15 protein-coding genes and 1 tRNA gene are annotated in these 18,611 nt (G+C 37.4%); 9 read left to right on the top strand and 7 right to left on the bottom strand.

Annotated features, from left to right (window positions below):
* Positions 1-398: 398 nt before the first annotated feature.
* Both M3183_RS25150 and M3183_RS25145 read right to left on the bottom strand, forming a co-directional pair.
* A complete protein-coding gene (locus M3183_RS25150; protein ID WP_251474433.1) occupies positions 399-1,259 on the bottom strand; it encodes a glycosyltransferase in 861 nt (286 codons plus the stop codon).
* A gap of 374 nt (positions 1,260-1,633) precedes the next feature.
* Entirely contained in the window at positions 1,634-2,203 is a 570-nt protein-coding gene (locus tag M3183_RS25145) for a YdhK family protein (RefSeq protein ID WP_251474431.1), read from the bottom strand.
* Between the two features lie 1,022 nt (positions 2,204-3,225).
* Between M3183_RS25145 and M3183_RS25140 the strand changes: the two genes are divergently transcribed.
* Positions 3,226-4,515, top strand: a complete 1,290-nt coding sequence (locus M3183_RS25140; protein WP_251474429.1) for a multicopper oxidase family protein — start codon at positions 3,226-3,228, stop codon at positions 4,513-4,515.
* Complete coding sequence (locus M3183_RS27370; RefSeq protein ID WP_311315407.1) at positions 4,508-4,693, top strand: multicopper oxidase domain-containing protein; 186 nt, start codon at positions 4,508-4,510, stop codon at positions 4,691-4,693. Before M3183_RS25140 ends, M3183_RS27370 begins: the two co-directional genes overlap by 8 nt.
* 238 nt (positions 4,694-4,931) lie before the next feature.
* On the opposite strand, the gene M3183_RS25130 is transcribed toward M3183_RS27370, so the two are convergent.
* Complete coding sequence (locus M3183_RS25130; RefSeq protein ID WP_251474427.1) at positions 4,932-5,189, bottom strand: CUE domain-containing protein; 258 nt, start codon at positions 5,187-5,189, stop codon at positions 4,932-4,934.
* A gap of 306 nt (positions 5,190-5,495) precedes the next feature.
* Here M3183_RS25130 and M3183_RS25125 point away from each other — a divergent pair, with 306 nt between their 5' ends.
* Positions 5,496-6,536 (top strand): DUF3231 family protein, encoded by a 1,041-nt coding sequence (locus M3183_RS25125; RefSeq protein WP_251474425.1) that lies wholly within the window; start codon positions 5,496-5,498, stop codon positions 6,534-6,536.
* 68 nt (positions 6,537-6,604) lie between these two features.
* Positions 6,605-7,057, top strand: a complete 453-nt coding sequence (locus M3183_RS25120) for a hypothetical protein (protein ID WP_251474423.1) — start codon at positions 6,605-6,607, stop codon at positions 7,055-7,057.
* A gap of 266 nt (positions 7,058-7,323) precedes the next feature.
* Here M3183_RS25120 and M3183_RS25115 read toward each other — a convergent pair whose 3' ends face one another.
* Complete coding sequence (locus M3183_RS25115; protein ID WP_251474421.1) at positions 7,324-7,731, bottom strand: MerR family transcriptional regulator; 408 nt, start codon at positions 7,729-7,731, stop codon at positions 7,324-7,326.
* A 377-nt stretch (positions 7,732-8,108) separates the two neighbouring features.
* Between M3183_RS25115 and M3183_RS25110 the strand changes: the two genes are divergently transcribed.
* The 3 genes from M3183_RS25110 (at position 8,109) to M3183_RS25100 (ending at position 10,345) form a co-directional block, all read left to right on the top strand.
* Positions 8,109-9,149 carry an NAD(P)-dependent alcohol dehydrogenase gene (locus M3183_RS25110; protein WP_251474417.1) on the top strand — a complete coding sequence of 347 codons (1,041 nt, stop codon included), beginning with the start codon at positions 8,109-8,111 and terminating at the stop codon, positions 9,147-9,149.
* A gap of 207 nt (positions 9,150-9,356) precedes the next feature.
* On the top strand, positions 9,357-9,830 hold the full coding sequence (locus M3183_RS25105; RefSeq protein WP_251474414.1) for an aldo/keto reductase: 474 nt from the start codon (positions 9,357-9,359) through the stop codon (positions 9,828-9,830).
* A gap of 8 nt (positions 9,831-9,838) precedes the next feature.
* Positions 9,839-10,345 (top strand): aldo/keto reductase, encoded by a 507-nt coding sequence (locus M3183_RS25100; RefSeq protein ID WP_251474411.1) that lies wholly within the window; start codon positions 9,839-9,841, stop codon positions 10,343-10,345.
* Between the two features lie 172 nt (positions 10,346-10,517).
* On the opposite strand, the gene M3183_RS25095 is transcribed toward M3183_RS25100, so the two are convergent.
* The 3 genes from M3183_RS25095 to M3183_RS25085 all read right to left on the bottom strand — a co-directional run bounded on the left by M3183_RS25095 (position 10,518) and on the right by M3183_RS25085 (position 13,356).
* Positions 10,518-11,924: an MFS transporter gene (locus M3183_RS25095; RefSeq protein ID WP_251474408.1), complete on the bottom strand. Its 1,407-nt coding sequence runs from the start codon at positions 11,922-11,924 to the stop codon at positions 10,518-10,520.
* A gap of 408 nt (positions 11,925-12,332) precedes the next feature.
* Positions 12,333-12,406: transfer RNA gene (locus tag M3183_RS25090), tRNA-Arg, on the bottom strand.
* A gap of 212 nt (positions 12,407-12,618) precedes the next feature.
* On the bottom strand, positions 12,619-13,356 hold the full coding sequence (locus M3183_RS25085) for a YwaF family protein (protein WP_251474406.1): 738 nt from the start codon (positions 13,354-13,356) through the stop codon (positions 12,619-12,621).
* A 160-nt stretch (positions 13,357-13,516) separates the two neighbouring features.
* On the opposite strand from M3183_RS25085, the gene mutS reads away from it, so the two are divergent.
* The gene (gene mutS, locus M3183_RS25080; RefSeq protein ID WP_251474401.1) at positions 13,517-16,156 is read left to right on the top strand and encodes a DNA mismatch repair protein MutS; all 2,640 of its coding nucleotides are present in this window, start codon (positions 13,517-13,519) and stop codon (positions 16,154-16,156) included.
* Between the two features lie 21 nt (positions 16,157-16,177).
* A complete protein-coding gene (gene mutL / locus M3183_RS25075) occupies positions 16,178-18,106 on the top strand; it encodes a DNA mismatch repair endonuclease MutL (protein ID WP_251474398.1) in 1,929 nt (642 codons plus the stop codon).
* Positions 18,107-18,611: the final 505 nt, after the last annotated feature.

Below are 18,611 nucleotides of genomic sequence, written 5' to 3'. Positions count from 1 at the left end.
TGGAGTCCTCCTTGGTTAACTAAGTTAGGGGTCATCTCGCCACGATTTGACACCCCGTATCATACCAAGAGGGCTCCTTTTTGTTCAAGTCCCCGAAAATCCTTCTAACAGGAATGCTCCTTTTTCTCAGGAATAGTGGTTGTATTTCCACAAGCGGCTAAAAAGACGCTGGTTGCTAATGGTATAGCTAATAAAGCAATCTTATTCATATTTGTTACCTCCAAAATGTTGTTATATCTACGTTTTCAGTTATAAGTTAATTTTTTGCAGAAAACATGTAGATTCATTGTCCATTGTGTGAACAAATATAAAAGATAGATTAACTTTTTTAACTGTGATCCTTGCTGCTCCAATAAAGAGGAGGTACAAAAAATCCAGTAGGATTTGTACCTCAAAAATTATAGACGTTGATACAAGTTGATATAAGTAAGGGTTTCTTGTTCAGGTGAACTGTATTCGTATATCCATTCTCTTGCTTGCTGAATTACTTTCTCTCGTAAGGTAATATTAGATACAATGGATTGAACTGCCTCTTTAAATTCATCCATTGTTTCGTAAAGCCAACCTGTTTGTTCGTGGCGAATCAAATGGCAATTTGCTTCATTTTTTCGTGCTATGACAGGCCTCCCTGCTGCCATTGCTTCCATAAGTGCAAGCGACTGACCTTCAGAAAGGGAAGTATTTATTACGATTTGGGCTTGATTGTACCATAACTTCATAACCTCATAAGGGACGACGCCAGCATACTTCATCCAATGACGATGCTCTTCTTCTTTTTGTACCTCTTTATAAACGTTCTCATCTAACTTGGCACCAAGAATAGTGAATTCCATATTCGGGAAGACCTGAATTAACTCATCAAGCGCTGGAACAGCGTGCAAAACATCTTTTACTGGACGTAATCCGGCAGGAAGGAAAATACGTGGAAGTATCTCGTCTTTTATAGTTGAGATGTTCCAGGGAAGCCAGATACCCTGGGGAATGACAAGGGTCTTATCAGCCCATCCAGGAAATAACTTTTCTACCTTTTCTTTTGCATCATTTGTAAAAACAGTAATAAAAGCAGCATCATGTAAGAATGAGAATACTTCATCATTCATATTTCCCTGCAAATCTATATTAATATCGGTTCCTCCCATTGTTACAAGATAGGGACGATTTAAAATAAAATCATTTTCCTTTTGCCATTTAATAAATCGGGTAGCATGTAATATATGATAAATATCCGCATCTGAACGATGCCAATCATCATCTTCCATATAAGGTATAACGGAGGTGTTAATATTTTTTTGCTGTAAAAAATGAACAAGACGCTAATAGTTGTAGAATTTCCTCTTGGTTGATTAAAATAAGGAGCCAAAAATAAGATATGCATACGAGCCACCCATACATTTCATAGTTACCTGCGAATAAATATATTCTTATATTATAGGATATTGGCATGTTATTCCAATATAGGAACACCTCATTCGACCGAAATTTGAGGATGAATATGCCCTGTCTTTGTAATCAAAAACTGATGTATATTATCAATATGCAAATACAAAAAGCGATTCATCCATTTATGGACGAGTCGTTTTTTGTATTTGCTGTTCGTTTGTCATGGTCCTTTTAAAAAGGGATGCAAGGAGCATTATTCAGCAGAAAGTTCACTCTCAATAACCCACTTATGATTTTTTACAATTGGACCTCCAGTAGTTGGAATGTAATCAATCATATAAACTGTTGTGTATACCGCTGAATTAATGGTTCCTTTTGCCCCCATCATACCTTTCATATGGTTTGCTTCCAAGGTAACCTCAGTTCCAGGTTTTAAAATTGTAGTACCTGCGTTTTTAATTTCTTCTTGGATTACCCATTTATGATGTGTCACTAGTGGTCCTCCAGTTGTTGGTTTGTAAGTCACAACATATGCTGTCGTATCGTAAGCACCTTTAATGACAGCTTTAGCACCATACATCCCCTTCATGTGGTCAGCATTCACAATTACTTGACTTCCAACTTTATATGCTGGATTTTTTGCTTCTTTTAAACCTTTAGGGACCTCTCCTGAACCAGAATGCATCTGACTTATTTTTATTTTATTTTGGTCCGTAATGATAGTGTTGTCGGAATTATTTTGTTTGCTGCTGCTAGTCCATGCAGATAACATCAGCACTAAAATTAGCATGAAAACCCCAGATGCAAATTTTTTACTTTTCATCATGTCCTCCTAATAACTTGTTTAATCGATTTACTGTAAAAATTGTGCATTTATATTGTTGCCTAAGTTTTTAAGCTTATTTATGATTTTAATGATTCTAAGCCTATCTACTTGACATTTGCTCCTGCGTAACAGAATGTTTCTTCTTCTATTAAACTTAACCATTAACACAATTAAGGATGCTTTTATTAAGCTTTCTAACTTTAAAGCTTGAAAAGCAGTAATTCCATAAATAGGGCTGACGTTTTTCCTCAACCTGATTCCAGTCAATCTTTCATTTTCAGGAAGAAGTGCACTATAGTGATAATCTTTTGATCTTCATTATGATTTATTATTTCTCCATTATTTCTTCATATTTCTGAAATATACTTTAAACATACCTATAAAGGTATGAAAAAAGAAGTGCTTGTATGATAGTCAAGGATTTTGAGAGTTAGGCAATGAGAAATCCTTTTGCTATTCATTTAGCAATGGTTTTTATTTATATAAATTTGATAGTTTACAAAAAAGCCTTTGAGGCTTCAATCCAATAAACCTTAATGGCAATGAAGCAAAGTACATTACTAATGGCTCTTTTCTAAAAGATTGTTGCTTTTTGCTCCCTTTTTAAGATTCGTTCAAAAAATAGAGGTAGAAATTCCCCTTATTTAGGAAATTGGATGTTAATTAGCTGAAATAGACGGAGGAATTTCCCTTATTTGATTTTAAACTGCTAAAATCGGGTGCTTTTCATTGAATAACGGAAAAAACTCCGCTTATTTTTTACTATTTAGGCTTAATTTTGCAAATAACGGGAAAACTTCCGCTTATTTTTTACTTCCAAGGGGGCTATCCTGTAATCCAGCTTTTTCGCAGAGTCCGCTTATTCCTAAATTGAATAAACCACCGCTTTTCTTGGCATAACAACATAGTTTACGAAAACAGCCTTACTAATTAAGTCATGTATCAGAACAAAAAACCAGCAGAAGAATACAACAAAATGACTTTTATAAAGAAGATTTAGGAGGTAAAGGCAGCACATTATGGATAAATATAGCAGGAGGACATTCATCTCAAATTCTTTAAAAGGAGCTGCAGGTTTATTAGCCGTTTCTATTGTTCCTTTTGGAATAAGTAAATTTTATAATCGAAGTGAAGAGAATACTAAAAATTTCGAAAAAAATACTATGTATTCAGACTTGATCCCTTTACCAATTCCAATATTATTAAAAAATAAAAGCTCAGTGCCAAATGAAGCAGAATTTGATTTAACCGTTCAAATGTCAAAAAAAAATTTTATTAAAGGAAAAGAAACAAATACTCTTGGATACAATGGCGACTATCCGGGTCCTGTTATTAGAGTGAAAAAAGGGGACAAGGTTTCAATAAAAATTAAAAATAACATTAATGAAGATACTACGGTACACTGGCATGGACTTCAGGTAGATGGAGAAAATGATGTCGGGCCGCATAATAGGATCAAGTCTGGTGGTAACTGGAATCCAGGATTCACCATTAACCAGCCAGCAGCTACTTTGTGGTATCATCCTCATCCTCATCTGCTGCATAAAGCAGGAGAGCAGGTTTATAAAGGACTTGCTGGATTATTTTATATTGATGATGACATCTCTGACAGCTTACCTATTCCAAAAAAGTATGGAGTTAATGATATTCCACTCATTATTGAAGATAAAAAGTTAGATTCCAATGGAAAATTTGAATATAAATTGGGAATGCATGACGTGATGATGAGCCTTCAAGGTGGAACTATTCTTGTCAACGGGACGATTAATCCTTATCTTGAAGTTCCAAGCGGAAAAATGAGTTTTAGATTATTAAATGGTTCAAATGCAAGATTTTACGAATTCCTTTTCAGCGATAATCAAAGATTTTATCAAATTGCTAGTGATGGCGGGTTCCTTGAAAAGCCTGTTGAAATGACTAAATTAATTTTAAGCCCCGGTGAACGTGCGGAAATTATCGTTGATTTCTCTGAATATAAAAAAGGTGATGTAGTAGAGTTGACTGATCAAGGAACGGAATTTATGAAATTTGTTGTAACAGAAGAGATACAGGAAACCTTTGATATACCGGATGAATTAGCACAAATAGAAAGAATTGATCCTTCTAAGTCATTCAAAACCAGAAGCTTTGTATTTCAGGGAATGTGCAGTAATGTCAATATAAATGGAAAGCAAATGGATATGGATCGAATAGATGAGTATTTGGACCTCAATACTACGGAGATTTGGGAAATTTCAAATGAAAGCTCAGGAAAGATGGGGGGGATGGCTCATCCATTCCATGCTCATGGTACAGTTTTAAATATTTGACCGCAATGGGGACCTCCCGCCGGCAAACGAAGCTGGTTGGAAGGATACTATTCTTGTTTATCCTGGAGAAAAAGTCAGAGCCGTTGCAACCTTCAATCTCCCAGGAGTGTTCATGTACCATTGTCACATTCTTGAACATGAAGATGCCGGTATGATGGGTCAATTTAAGGTTGAGTAAAGTTATTAATTCTAAAGAAGAATCCCTTTAAAAATGGGCAGAACATAGGGAGTATGGACAGGGGAGAGCTCTGTACCTTTTTCACTATATTAAAGATTGCAAACAGGGTTTAATCTACTATAAATTCTTTTAGAAAATAGGGGAATTGTTCTTTTCAATGAAATAAAGAATGCGCCGTGATTTCGGCGCATTCTTTTCCTATATATATGGTGTTATTTGGAATCAAAAAATAAGGTTGCTATAAGTTATTCATCATATTTTTGGAATCAGTCGTATTTTTGTTTGTTCCATTCATCATGCCTCCATCTCCATGACAGGCTTTGTACATTTGTTGCAAATCCTCTTTTGAAATATCTGGATGCATTTTTTGCATGAAAGGCAGCATTTTTTCAAAACTTATTCCATCACTTGAATCATTATTTCCGGCTGCAAATACAGCTGTACCAGCTCCAAGAATTAAGGCTCCACTTAAAATACCAACTGCAAGTTTTTTCATGAAATAACAACTCCTTTCTTTTATTACCTTTATCATATAGCTAAAATTCGCAGAAATAATGGATTCTTTATGTCGATATTATGAAGAAAATAAATAGAAAAACCTGTACCGTCACTAAAAGGTATAAAGAGAATGAAATTTTACTTTGCCAGTTTAGAATGAGACTTCACGAAAGCTGAGAGGTTCTTGGCTGTCATCTTTTGTATAAAATATAAACATAAAAATCTTCATCACTTAATCCAGAATAAAAATCAAAAAGGGGAAAAATACTAATAAAATCAAATTCTGGCTGAAGGAGATGAAATCATGGATACAACACTTGAACCGATTAATTTAAGTACGGAAAAATTAAGTTCAAATGCTCTTCTAACATCTGTAGAAATGTCTAAACTTTGGGCCACCTATATGGGAAACAGCATGTCTAAGTGTATTTTAAATTATTTTCTGAATCATGTTGAGGACCAAGATATCAAAACTTTACTTCGAAATGCATTGAAGTTAGCGACAGAATTTATGCAAGCCACAGAAAGGATTTTCCAAAAAGACAATTTTCCAATTCCTGTAGGTTTAACAGATAAAGACGTAAATCTACAGGCTCCTCGGTTATATCAGGATGAGTTTTATGTCCACTATTTGAAATATGCTGCCAAGGCGGGGTTGAGCATATATGCCGTTGCACTTCCATTGGTGATGAGAAAAGATATTAGGGATTTTTTTAATGATTGTGCTAAAGCAACATCTGAATTACTAGAACAGCTAAATACTACTTTAATGAGTAAAGGGTTTATCATAAAACCTCCCGTTCTTCCGATACCAGAAAGAATAGATTTTATAAAAAAACAAGACTTTTTAAATGGCTTTATTGGGGATGTCCGGCCGCTGCATGGACTAGAAGTCACGCACCTGTATGATAACATTGAGAATAACACCACAAGCAAAGCTTTATTAATGGGATTCCATCAAGTTGTTAAAAATGAAAAAGTAAAAGAATTGTTTAAAAGAGGACTGGACATGACTGAAAAAGCTATTAAGCAATTTAGTGAAAAACTAACGACTGATCATTTACCATCTCCAGCCCGTTTAGATCATTTAGTCTCAGATTCCACCGTTTCACCTTTTTCAGACAAATTAATGTTATGGCATAAGGTGGACATGTTTTCTATGAAGATTAGGGCTTATGGGAACTCAGTAGCGGTAAATGGCAGAAGAGATCTTGGGTTACTGTATGGAAGAACCACTGCGAATGTTTTCTTATTTGTAGATGATGGAGCCAATCTCTTAATTGACCATGGTTGGATGGAGCAGCCTCCCAAAGCAGTTGATAGGAAACACTTAGCGTCTAATTAAGACTTTTATTTTTTAAAAGTTTTAGCATAATCTGGTGATAACAATAAAGCGAAAAGGGTCAAACAAATGTGAATCCAAAAGAAAAATTGTTATGGAGTATTGCTCTTCCAGGGTTTGGTCAAATACTTAATGGAAAATACATAAAAGGGATCATTTTTATTTTATTAGAAATTGTGATAAATGTTAAATCCCAGTTTAATCAACTAATTATACTGAGTTTTAACGGTGAAATTAAAAAGGCCATTGACTATACTGAATATCAATGGCTTATGTTTTATCCTTGTGTATATTTTTTCGTGATGTGGGACGCTTATAAAGATGGTGGCGGAGGGAAGGAACCATATTCTTTTTTGCCGTTTGTTTTCTCTGCCTGCTTTGTGACAATCGGACTTATGTATTCATCAAGAGTGAAGTTATTTGGTGTATTGTTGGGAACAGTTTGGTTTCCTATGTTATTTGTGATTCCAGGTGTTGGCATAGGTTTGGTGTTAAAAGCTTTATTTAAGAAGGCTAAACTTTAGGGTTAGCCTTTTTTGAGTTCTTCTAAAAAGAGAGTTAAAGAAGAGTGATCATTCATTGGATGGTCATTTTTGTTTCTTTCTAAATTGAAAAACAAGAAATCCATACATTAATGATTTAGGTTAACGTCGACGCTGCCCAAGGCGCAATTTTCGGAAGGATTTTCATAAAGTATATCCCTGATGAACATTAGATTTTTGGCGGTAAATAGTAAATAAAGTGCTGCTTGTTTTCAGGTCAACAGTGAAGGACAGGCCGCTTAGGTTAATTAAAAGATAGTTATTTTTTCTTTTTTATGAATATCTTCCGTTCCAGCCTCCAAGGCAGTTTTATAATATAAACATTTATGTTCGATGAGCTCCATTGTTTTTTTTAGCTCTTCCATCTGCGCTTCTACACTAGCTTTTCGTTCCATAAACATGTCATATCTTTGCGGTAACGTCGAATCCCCTTCAGAACACCAATCAATGAAAGTTTTAATTTCCTTAATGGGCATCCCAGTGGATTTGAGGCATTCAATTACTTTTAAAGCATTGATATCGGATTCTTTAAACAATCGCGTTCCATTTGATGTCCGTTCTACAAAAGGTATAAGTCCCTCCTTGTCGTAATAACGCAAGGTATAGACGGTAAGATTCAATTCTTTTGCCACTTCACTTATAGAATATGTCTTCATTACTTATCTCCTATTCTATGAATATAGACTTTGAGTTAACTCGATGGTTTGAGGGGATTCTATCACGATATTTTCTGCTTGTCAAAGTAATCTTAACGTTGAAAATTCAAATCCGGTACATATAGACAAACATTCTTTTTTTTAAAAGCAGTTCGCAAGCTTGTTTGATAGATGATGTAAATCTATTATGGCAGGGGATTGTTACAAGAAAAATTAGTTCATCACTTGACCTAGAGTTAACTATAGGGATTAACATAGTTTTGCAGGAGAGAAAAGCAGGGATTGATGTGGATGAAGGAAAAATTTTCAGTAGAGTAATTCATTTCTCTAATACTTCCCATTCTCTTGAAAACAATCAATTATAGGAGGTTTTATTAATGATAACTGCTAAAGCAAGAGCTGTGGACGGTCCAGACAAACCGTTTCGCGCAGCTGAAATTAAACGACGCGATCTTGATCTGCATGATGTACTAATTGAGATTAAATATGCAGGAATATGCCATTCAGACATCCATACTGCTTATGGTGAATGGGGTCCCGTGAACTATCCGCTCGTACCTGGACACGAAATTGCTGGGTTTGTTACGGCTGTTGGTCCTAATGTTAAAAAATACAAGGTTGGTGATCGGGTAGGGGTCGGATGTATGGTTGACTCCTGCGGTGAATGTGAGAACTGCCGTAAAGGAGAAGAACAATACTGTCTTAAAGGAAATATTCAAACCTATGCTGGTGTTGACAAATACGGCGAACCTACTCAAGGCGGCTATTCTACTCACATTGTCGTACAAGAAGATTTCGTACTTAGAATTCCTGAGCGCATAGAGCTTGACGTTGCAGCTCCATTGCTTTGTGCAGGTATTACGACATACTCTCCATTAAATCATTGGGGTGCGGCTCCAGGTAAGAAAGTGGCAATTTTGGGGATGGGCGGTTTAGGTCATATGGCTGTCCAAATTGCACATGCTATGGGAGCTGAAGTTACTGTTCTGTCACAAACATTGAAGAAAAAGGAAGATGGGTTAAAATTAGGTGCAGACCATTACTATGCAACAAGTGATCCGGAAACATTTGAGAAACTTGCAGGATATTTTGACTTAATTATTAATACAGTAAGTGCAAAGCTTGACTTGAATGCTTATTTAGGGCTGCTTTCTCTTGACGGTACTTTGGTAAACGTTGGTGCCCCTGCAGAGCCGCTGTCACTAAATGTATTCAATTTAATCGGTCACCGCCGCTCATATGCAGGTTCCATGATTGGCGGTATCCGTGAAACTCAGGAAATGTTAGACTTCTGTGCAGAACATGACATTGCTCCAAAAATTGAAGTCATTTCAGCTGACCAAATTGATGAAGCCTATGAAAGGGTATTAGCTTCAGATGTGAAGTATCGATTTGTGATAGACATCAGCACAATGTAAGCAGCATCGATGATAATTCATGATTCCGAGGGTGTCCAAAAACCTGTTTTTGGGACATCCTTTTTTTAAAACACTTACCTTTTGGATTTAGAAGTAAGCTAACCCAACAGTTTAGCTGGATGATTATCTCTTAAGCTGCCCCATTCATAAACTTTGGAGCAGTATTTTAACGTCAGAATGGAATAATTTAACCGGAAGGATTTAAGGATGGAATATCGTACAGTAGGAAAAACAGGCATTCAAGTTTCAAATTTATGTTTTGGTACGATGTCTTTTGGCGGAAACGCCGATGAAGAGACGTCAAAGGCGATGTATAAACGTTGTCGGGAAGCTGGTATTAACTTTTTTGATACGGCAGATGTATATGCTGGCGGCTGTTCTGAAGAAATTCTAGGTAAATGTATTTCGCATGAGCGTGAACAAATCGTCTTAACGACAAAAGTTTTTTGGAACACGAGTGGCGATGTAAATGGTAAAGGTCTGTCTCGAAAACATATGATGCAAGGCGTTGAAGCAAGTCTGCGCCGTTTAAGAACCGATTATATTGATTTTTATTTTGTTCATGACTTTGATGAGCAGACTCCCGTTGAAGAAACTCTTCGGACACTTGTTGACTTACAACGGCAAGGAAAGATTCTTTACCCTGCAGTAAGTAACTGGGCTGGGCTGCATGGCAAATAACAAAGGCATTGGGGATTTCTGCAAAAGAACACCTTGCCCGTTTTGAATTAATCCAACCCATGTATAATCTTGTTAAACGTCAAGCTGAGGTTGAAATTTTACCGATGGCAAAGTCTGAACAACTTGGAGTAATTACTTACAGTCCGCTTGGAGGGGGATTATTTACTGGTAAGTACGGGGTGAACCAACGTCCTGAACAAGGCCGCCTTGTAGAAGTTGCACGCTATGGTGATCGATACGGTGCCAATGAAGATTTTGTTACGGCAGAGGAATTCACCAAATATGCACAACAACATGATGTGAAACCTGCTACTTTAGCAGTAGCATGGGTAAAATCAAATTCTGCTGTAACTGCCCCAATCATTGGTGCACGTAACATAAACCAGCTGGAAAATTCTTTGGCAGCGGCTGTATTTAAAATGACACCAGAAATGTATACGGAAATTTCACACTTGTCAAGAACACCCGCACCAGCAACCGATCGGGCAGAGGTATTAACTGGTAAGTGGTCGTAAGACGAACCAATCACGTATGGGGAGAAATTAAGGCATCGAGTTTTTAAGGCGGTAAGATTTAAAAAACCTAATTTTTATACTTTAAGGTGAACTGTGTTCTTACCGCCGTTTTATTTTTCCGGCAAGAAATTTGATTTGCCACGGTCAATTTAACTGCGGCTTTTCCATTTGATTATTTTTCTGGTTCTGGCTGCTCTCTTCTCCACCATAAGGAATCTTTTGGATTTTCAACAGCTTCTTTAAATTCCGCTTTAGTAGCCACTGTTGGGTAAGACCCTTTTAGAGACTTTCCTGAAGTATTCTTGAACAAGAATAATATCACAAAAAATCCAATAATACTTACGAGTGTTAGATAGTAACCAGGTAATATGTTATTCCCAGTTTTATGGACCAGCCATGTTGAAACCAGCGGGGTAGTCCCGCCGAATATTGAAACAGAGACATTAAAGGTCACGGCTAAAGTTCTATATCGAATATCTGTGTAGAACATGGTTGGTAAAGATCCTGGCATGGTGCCTTCATAAGTGGAAAGCAGAATACCTAAAATTAAAATACCTAAAGAAATAAATACTAAAGTATTCAAGTTTATCAAATAAAAGGAAACGGCAGATAATAGGGTTAAGCCGCCTAAACCAATTAAGAAAACAGTCTTGTTTCCAATTTTATCACTGAGCTTTCCAAACATGAAAGCAAGCGGCACCATAATAATCATTGTTATAGTAATTAATACGGTTCCTACTGTATTAGATAAACCAATAACCTCATGTAAATAAGAAGGCATGTATGATAATAACATATAGTTTGTGATATTAAAGAATGCGACCGATACAAAACATACAATAATATCCTTTTTGTGATTTTTCAAAATAGAAAAGAATCCTTCCTCTTGGACGTCATCATCAGAAAGTTCATTTTCAAAAATGGGTGTTTCCTCTAGACTTCCTCTTAAGTAAAACCCAATAAGCCCTAAAGGTAAACCAAGCAGAAATGGTATTCTCCAACCCCAAGAGGCCATTTGTTGGTCAGAAAGAATGATAAAGAGTACGCTGACGAGTATGGAAGCAAATATATACCCGGTGAGCGTTCCAATTTCTAATCCGCTGCCAAGCACGTTACGTTTATTGTCTGGAGAAGATTCTGCAATATAAACCATTGCTCCTGCGTATTCGCCGCCGGTTGAAAAACCTTGAATAATTCTGGCTATTAATAAAAGTACAGGTGCCCAAATACCTATTTGATCATATGTAGGTAATAAACCGAGCAGTAATGTAGAAAAAGCCATTAAAATAATGGTGATGGTTAAAACAATTTTCCTTCCAAATTTATCTCCGATTTTACCAAATATCACACCGCCTAATGGGCGCATTAAAAAGGCTATTGCAAATGTAGCAAATGTGAACAATAATTTTAATTCATCATTCCCAACTGCACTAAAAAAGTTTTGACTAATGATAACAGCTAAGTACGAATATAAACCAAAATCAAACCATTCCATAGCGTTTCCTATCCCTGTAGCAAACACGCTTTTCTTCGTTTGTTGAATATCGACAACGTTGATTTTTTTCTTGTTAAATTTCATTTTATTATGTCTGCTCCTTAACATGGAATACAATAGATAAGAATGAGAAATAAGGACAAGCCAGTCCTTAATCACTGCTAAAAAATTTACTTATGGACCCACAATCATTTTTGAAAGCTAGTCCAAATTTGTAAAAATTCTGCGTCAGTGAACTTTATTTTCACTTCAGCGGGCTATAATTCCTGCCCCGATAAGAAAATATAGTACTAAACTAAATTGTTTACATTAGTGGAGGAAATATTCGTGTTTGATTGCACCAAAAGATACCAATAGAAAATTGAATTTATAGGGGGGAATGATCTGAAAATTAATGTTGAGCGGCAGTATTTTAGTGAAAAAAATGTTTGGCATGTATTGTTATAACGGATTAAACAGAAAAAAGCCCTTGCAATAGCAAGGGTTTGTAAGCGTCCCAGAGAGGATTCGAACCTCCGACCTACAGTTTAGGAAACTGTTGCTCTATCCTGCTGAGCTACTAGGACAAGTTAGAAATAATATAATGTTTTCCCTTAACTAAAAACTGAAAATCCCGACCTAATTTGAGAAAATTTATTCAAGAAGTGGCTCGATTAGTATGCTGAAGTCAAGTCAAAGAAGCAAATCCATATGTACTGAGCTGTCAGGACAAAAATTATTTAATTAAGGAACGTTATCTATTATAAATCGATAACCAATAAAGGTCAAATAAAATTTATTAATTTGAAAAAGACTTTGGTTTTTTCTCCTTAGCTGTGGATTTTTCCCTGAACAGCAGCCAAACGATTAAGCTTAAGCAAATGAGTAATCCTTCCATTGAAATAATGTAATAGGGATAAGGGCCTAAATAATCCAGCAGGCTGGTGCTTTCAGGTTTTCGGCTTAAAAACATATAGTTTCCATCCGTAAGCTTATTAATAAATAGTATCAAAGGCATTAACACATTTAAAAATACAAACAGTTTTATTACAGACCAGATGGTAGGCCGGTATCTTTGCACCCAGGTAAAATATAAAGGCACCCAGATCATCATTAAATGGGTAAAGAAAAAGTGTAAAAAACGAAAGTGGGGGAAGTCATAAGACAATATGGGTGTAAATAATGCCTGTGATGCTCCTAACAAGCCTGTAAATAATAGAATTTCATAAAAAATCCTTCTTCTAGTAAATAGCAAGATAATGGTTAAAAATAGACTGATGTTGCACAATTCTAAAGGAATGGAGCTGCTGCGATTCCAGATTTCGTTCTGTACCTGCCATATTTGATAAAGCGTTTCGAAAATAATAAGTGTGATGGCTAATGAAATTTCTACAAAACGTAAATAAAGTCTCCTAAGTTTCCTTCTAAAAAGAAAAATCGCTGCAGAAACTATGAATAAAATGGCTAAAACAATAACATGACTTTCTGAAAACATTTCGAACGGGTTATTTTTGCTGCTTCCGCTAAACCATCCCATAAAGCCACCACCCTTTAATATCATATTGTAAAAATATCACGATATGAATCATCAGCCTGCTCAATAATAGAAGATTTTTCATTTTAAGAATGTCAGCCGGGTTTATGTTATAATAATATGTCGAAGATACTCGAAGAATTAAAAGCAGTGGAGGGTCATGATGGCAGCTTACACGCCAATGATACAACAATATTTAACAATTAAGGCAGATTATCAAGATGCCTTTTTATTTTTCCGTCTTGGAGATTTTTATGAAATGTTTTTTGACGATGCAATAAAAGCATCACAGGAATTAGAAATTACGTTAACAGGCCGTGAAGGGGGTACAGAGGAACGGATTCCGATGTGCGGTGTTCCTTACCATTCCGCAGCGAATTATATTGAACAACTTGTCGCTAAAGGGTATAAAGTGGCAATTTGTGAACAAATGGAAGACCCTAAAAAAACGAAAGGCATGGTGAAGCGTGAAGTAATCCAGCTCATCACGCCAGGAACGATGATGGAGGGAAGGGGCTTAACTGAAAAAGAAAACAACTACATTGCCTCCATCACAGCATTTGATGATCAGACATTTGGACTTGCTTATAATGATATTTCAACTGGGGAAAGCAAAGTAACATTGCTCTCAAGCAATTTTGATGAAGTGCTGAATGAAATATCTGTTTTAGGTGCAAAGGAAGTCGTTGTGGCAAACGGTTTTGATGGGGAACTCCAGAAAAAAATGCGCGAACGGGATGTGTTAGCCATTTCGTTTGAAGATAATAGTTCAATAGAAATGCAGTTTGCCCAACTTCTAGAAGACCTCAATCAGGAAAAACTAAAACAAACCGCTGCCAGGCTGTTTAATTATTTATACCGCTCACAAAAGAGAAGTTTGGACCATCTTCAGCCGGTTGCAACCTATCAAGTTCATCAATACATGAAAATAGATTACTATTCAAAACGAAATCTTGAATTAACGGAAACGATTCGATCAAAAGGGAAAAAAGGATCTTTGTTATGGCTTTTGGATGAAACGGTGACGGCGATGGGGGCCAGAATGTTAAAACACTGGATTGACAGGCCGTTAATTGACCAGAGGGGAATTGAAAATCGCCACAACCTCGTAGACGTGTTCATGGATCATTATTTTGAACGTCAGGATTTCCGCGGAAAATTAAAGGAAGTTTATGATTTAGAGCGGCTGGCAGGCCGGGTTGCTTTTGGAAACGTGAATGCCCGTGATTTAGTCCAATTAAAACGGTCCTTAATGCAGGTCCCATTATTAAAAGAAATTCTCTTAAACATGCAGGATGAAACAATGAACTTAATTGCTGAGAGTTTAGACCCGTGTGAAGAAGTTACCGACTTGCTGGAGCGGGCCATTGTAGAGAATCCTCCGCTTTCATTAAAAGAAGGGAATATCATTTGTGACGGGTATAATGACCAGCTTGATCAGTACCGTGATGCCAGCAGAAACGGAAAGACTTGGATTGCCCAGCTTGAGCGGGAAGAGCGCGAAAAGACTGGAATTAAATCACTAAAGATTGGCTATAACCGTGTATTTGGTTATTACATTGAAGTGACTCGAGCCAATCTTCATTTGCTGGAAGAAGGCCGTTATGAACGGAAGCAGACATTAACAAATGCAGAACGGTTTATTACTCCTGAATTAAAAGAAAAAGAGGCATTAATTTTACAAGCGGAAGAAAAAATCGGCCAGCTGGAATATGATTTGTTTACGGAAATCCGTGAAATCGTGAAGGAATATATTCCTCGTTTGCAGGCTCTGGCCAAAAGTGTCAGTGAGCTGGATGTTCTTCAATGCTTTGCCCAAGTTAGTGAAGACCGTCATTATGTAAAGCCGCAGTTTTCTTCAGAACGCTGTTTGATGATTAAGGACGGACGCCACCCAGTCGTTGAAAAAGTATTAAATTCGCAGGAATATGTCCCCAATGACTGTATGATGGACTCAGACCGTGAAATCCTGTTAATAACAGGACCAAATATGTCTGGTAAAAGTACGTATATGAGGCAAATAGCATTAATGGCAGTTTTGGCGCAAATTGGCTGTTATGTACCGGCATCCGAAGCGGTCCTGCCGATTTTTGACCAGGTTTTCACGAGAATTGGAGCGGCAGACGATTTAATTTCTGGTCAAAGTACCTTTATGGTTGAAATGCTGGAAGCGAAAAATGCGATTTCTAATGCAACTCAAAACAGTCTAATTTTATTTGATGAGATTGGCCGCGGGACATCCACTTATGATGGGATGGCCTTAGCGCAGGCAATTATTGAATATATTCATAACAGGATTGGAGCAAAGACATTATTTTCAACTCACTATCATGAATTAACGGTACTCGAGGATGAACTAAATAAGTTAAAGAACATTCATGTCAGTGCAATTGAACATAATGGGAAAGTCGTTTTTCTTCATAAAATTAAAAAAGGACCGGCCGACAAAAGTTACGGGATCCATGTCGCCCAGCTGGCAGACCTGCCAAAAGAATTAATCAATCGGGCAAATGAAATTTTAACGAAGCTGGAACATTCAGGAACTGAGACCGTGCCAGCTGCGCAAGAGTTTGAAACGAAAGAGCCGCCTGAGTCGGTTGAAAAGCCAGCGGTTGAAGAAAAACTTTCAAGAGAGAATGCCCAGCTTCCCTTCTTTGATGAACCAAAAGAAATGAAGAAACCAGAACACTCTTCTAAAGAGAAAAAGGTATTAGAGAAAATTCGCGAACTAGATTTAATGGATGTCACACCTCTTCAAGCCATTAACTTTTTGCATGATCTGCATAAAAAGTTAAAAAGCTGAAGATAGACAGGAGGCGGAAAAATGGGGAAAATAATTCAATTAGATGATGCCCTATCAAATAAAATAGCGGCGGGAGAAGTAGTCGAACGCCCCGCCTCTGTTGTGAAAGAACTGGTAGAAAACGCAGTGGATGCCGGCAGTACCGTCATTGAAATTGAAGTGGAAGAAGCGGGACTTGCCAAAATCAGGATTACCGATAATGGGAACGGAATCGAAGAGAGCGATGTTCTGCTGGCATTTCAGCGTCATGCGACAAGTAAAATTAAAGATGAAAATGATTTATTCCGGATCCGGACTCTCGGTTTCCGCGGTGAGGCCCTGCCGAGTATTGCTTCTGTTTCAAGGCTTGAAATGAAGACATCCACCGGAAATGGTCCAGGGAGCAATGTTGTGATTGAAGGCGGCAAGGTAATATCAGTTGAAAAAACCTCGAGCAGAAAGGGGACGGATATTACTGTCACGGATTTATTTTACAACACCCCGGCACGTTTGAAATATATGAAGACCATTCATACAGAGCTTGGGAATATCACGGATGTCGTCAACAGGCTTGCCATGGCACATCCAGATGTGGCTTTCCGGTTAATTCACAATGAACGGAAATTGCTGCAAACAAATGGAAATGGAGATTTCCGTCAGGTGCTGGCGGCTATTTACGGTTTGAGCATTGCCAAGCAGCTTGTTCCGATTAAAGCCAAGTCTTTAGATTATAAAATCAGCGGGTATGCCTCTATGCCGGAGGTGACCAGAGCGTCACGGAATTATATTTCAACGATGATAAATGGACGATTTATTAAAAACTATTCTCTGGTAAGGGCGATTCAGGAAGGGTACCACACACTCCTGCCAATCGGCCGTTATCCAATTGTCCTGCTTAATGTGGAAATGGATCCATTGCTTGTGGATGTGAATGTCCATCCATCCAAAATGGAAGTCAGGATTAGTAAAGAAGCAGAATTAAATGAACTGGTGACCAATACAATAAAAACCGTATTTAAATCTAAGATTTTGATTCCAACTTCCTATTCCTCTGTGAAAAAAGAAGAGGTAAAAACGGAACAAACTTCACTGGATCTGAATGAGGGGACAACGCAGACTGCACCATTAGTCAGGGAAGATTCTTCAGCTGTTCTTCCAAAAGAGCAGCCAAAATGGGAAGAAGCTTTTTCCGAAACCTATAGAGAACCTGTTTTCGAAAGACCAGCACAATCGTTTACCGAATCAAGGTCAGATTTTGAAAAGCATACGTTTAATAGAAACCCATTTGCAGGTATGGAAGAGAATCCATTTCAAACGGATCATCAGAATGATGATTATGAAGAGTCAGATGAAATGGAGAACGAACCGGCTTCGGAACAAAATGAAAGCCGGGTTCCGCGCATGTATCCAATTGGCCAGATGCATGGAACCTATATATTTGCCCAAAATGAAAACGGGTTATATATCATCGACCAACACGCGGCACAGGAACGATTAAAATATGAATATTTCCGAGAAAAAGTAGGGCGGGTTGCGTCTGAGTTACAGGAAATGCTCGTGCCATTAACCTTTGAATATTCAACCGATGAATATTTAAAAATCATGGAGCATCGCGAAGAACTTGAAAAGGTGGGCGTATTTATTGAAGAATTTGGGATCAACAGCTTTATCGTTCGTTCCCACCCTCAATGGTTTCCAAAAGGCGAGGAAAAGGAAATCATTGAAGATATGATTGAACAGCTGCTAGCGATGAAGAAAGTGGATATCAAAAAATTGCGTGAGGAGGCGGCCATTATGATGAGCTGTAAGGGCTCTATTAAGGCAAACCGCCATTTACGCAATGATGAAATTCAAGCACTTCTCGATGACTTACGAAAAGCATCCGATCCGTTTACCTGCCCGCATGGCAGACCTATCATCATCCATTACTCGATTTACGAAATGGAGAAAATGTTTAAACGGGTAATGTAATATATGAAACAAAGAAAGTCCGATTCATTATGCGAATCGGACTTTTTTGATGTTCTGATGAAAAACAAAATTAGGTGCGAATCCAAGAAACCTGTCTTTCATAAGGCAATAGGGGACAAACCAAAGCTGAAACCCTGGTAAACGGTCCTTCATAAGAGGTGAGAGACAGAAACAGGCGCGAACCAAGAAAATTGTTTTTCAAAAGGCAGATGAAAGACAGATAAAGGCCGAACCCCTGGTAAATTGTCCTTCATAAGGCAGATGAAAGACAGAATTAGGTGTCAACCAAAGAAAATTGTCCTTCATAAGGCAGATGAAAGACAAAATTAGGTGCCAACCAAAGAAAATTGTCCTTCATAAGGCAGATGAAAGACAGAAATGAAGTGAACCCCTTAAGTTGGACTAATATCTAGCATAAGGGGTTTTTAGTTTGGTTAAATATACAAGTGAATATAAAGAAACTATTGTATTGGAGTATTTAAATGGAGGAGGAGGATTGGGAGGA

It is taken from the genome of Neobacillus mesonae (assembly GCF_023715155.1).
Lineage (GTDB): Bacteria > Bacillota > Bacilli > Bacillales > Cytobacillaceae > Neobacillus > Neobacillus mesonae_A.
This window is presented reverse-complemented; position numbering and strand designations above follow the sequence as displayed.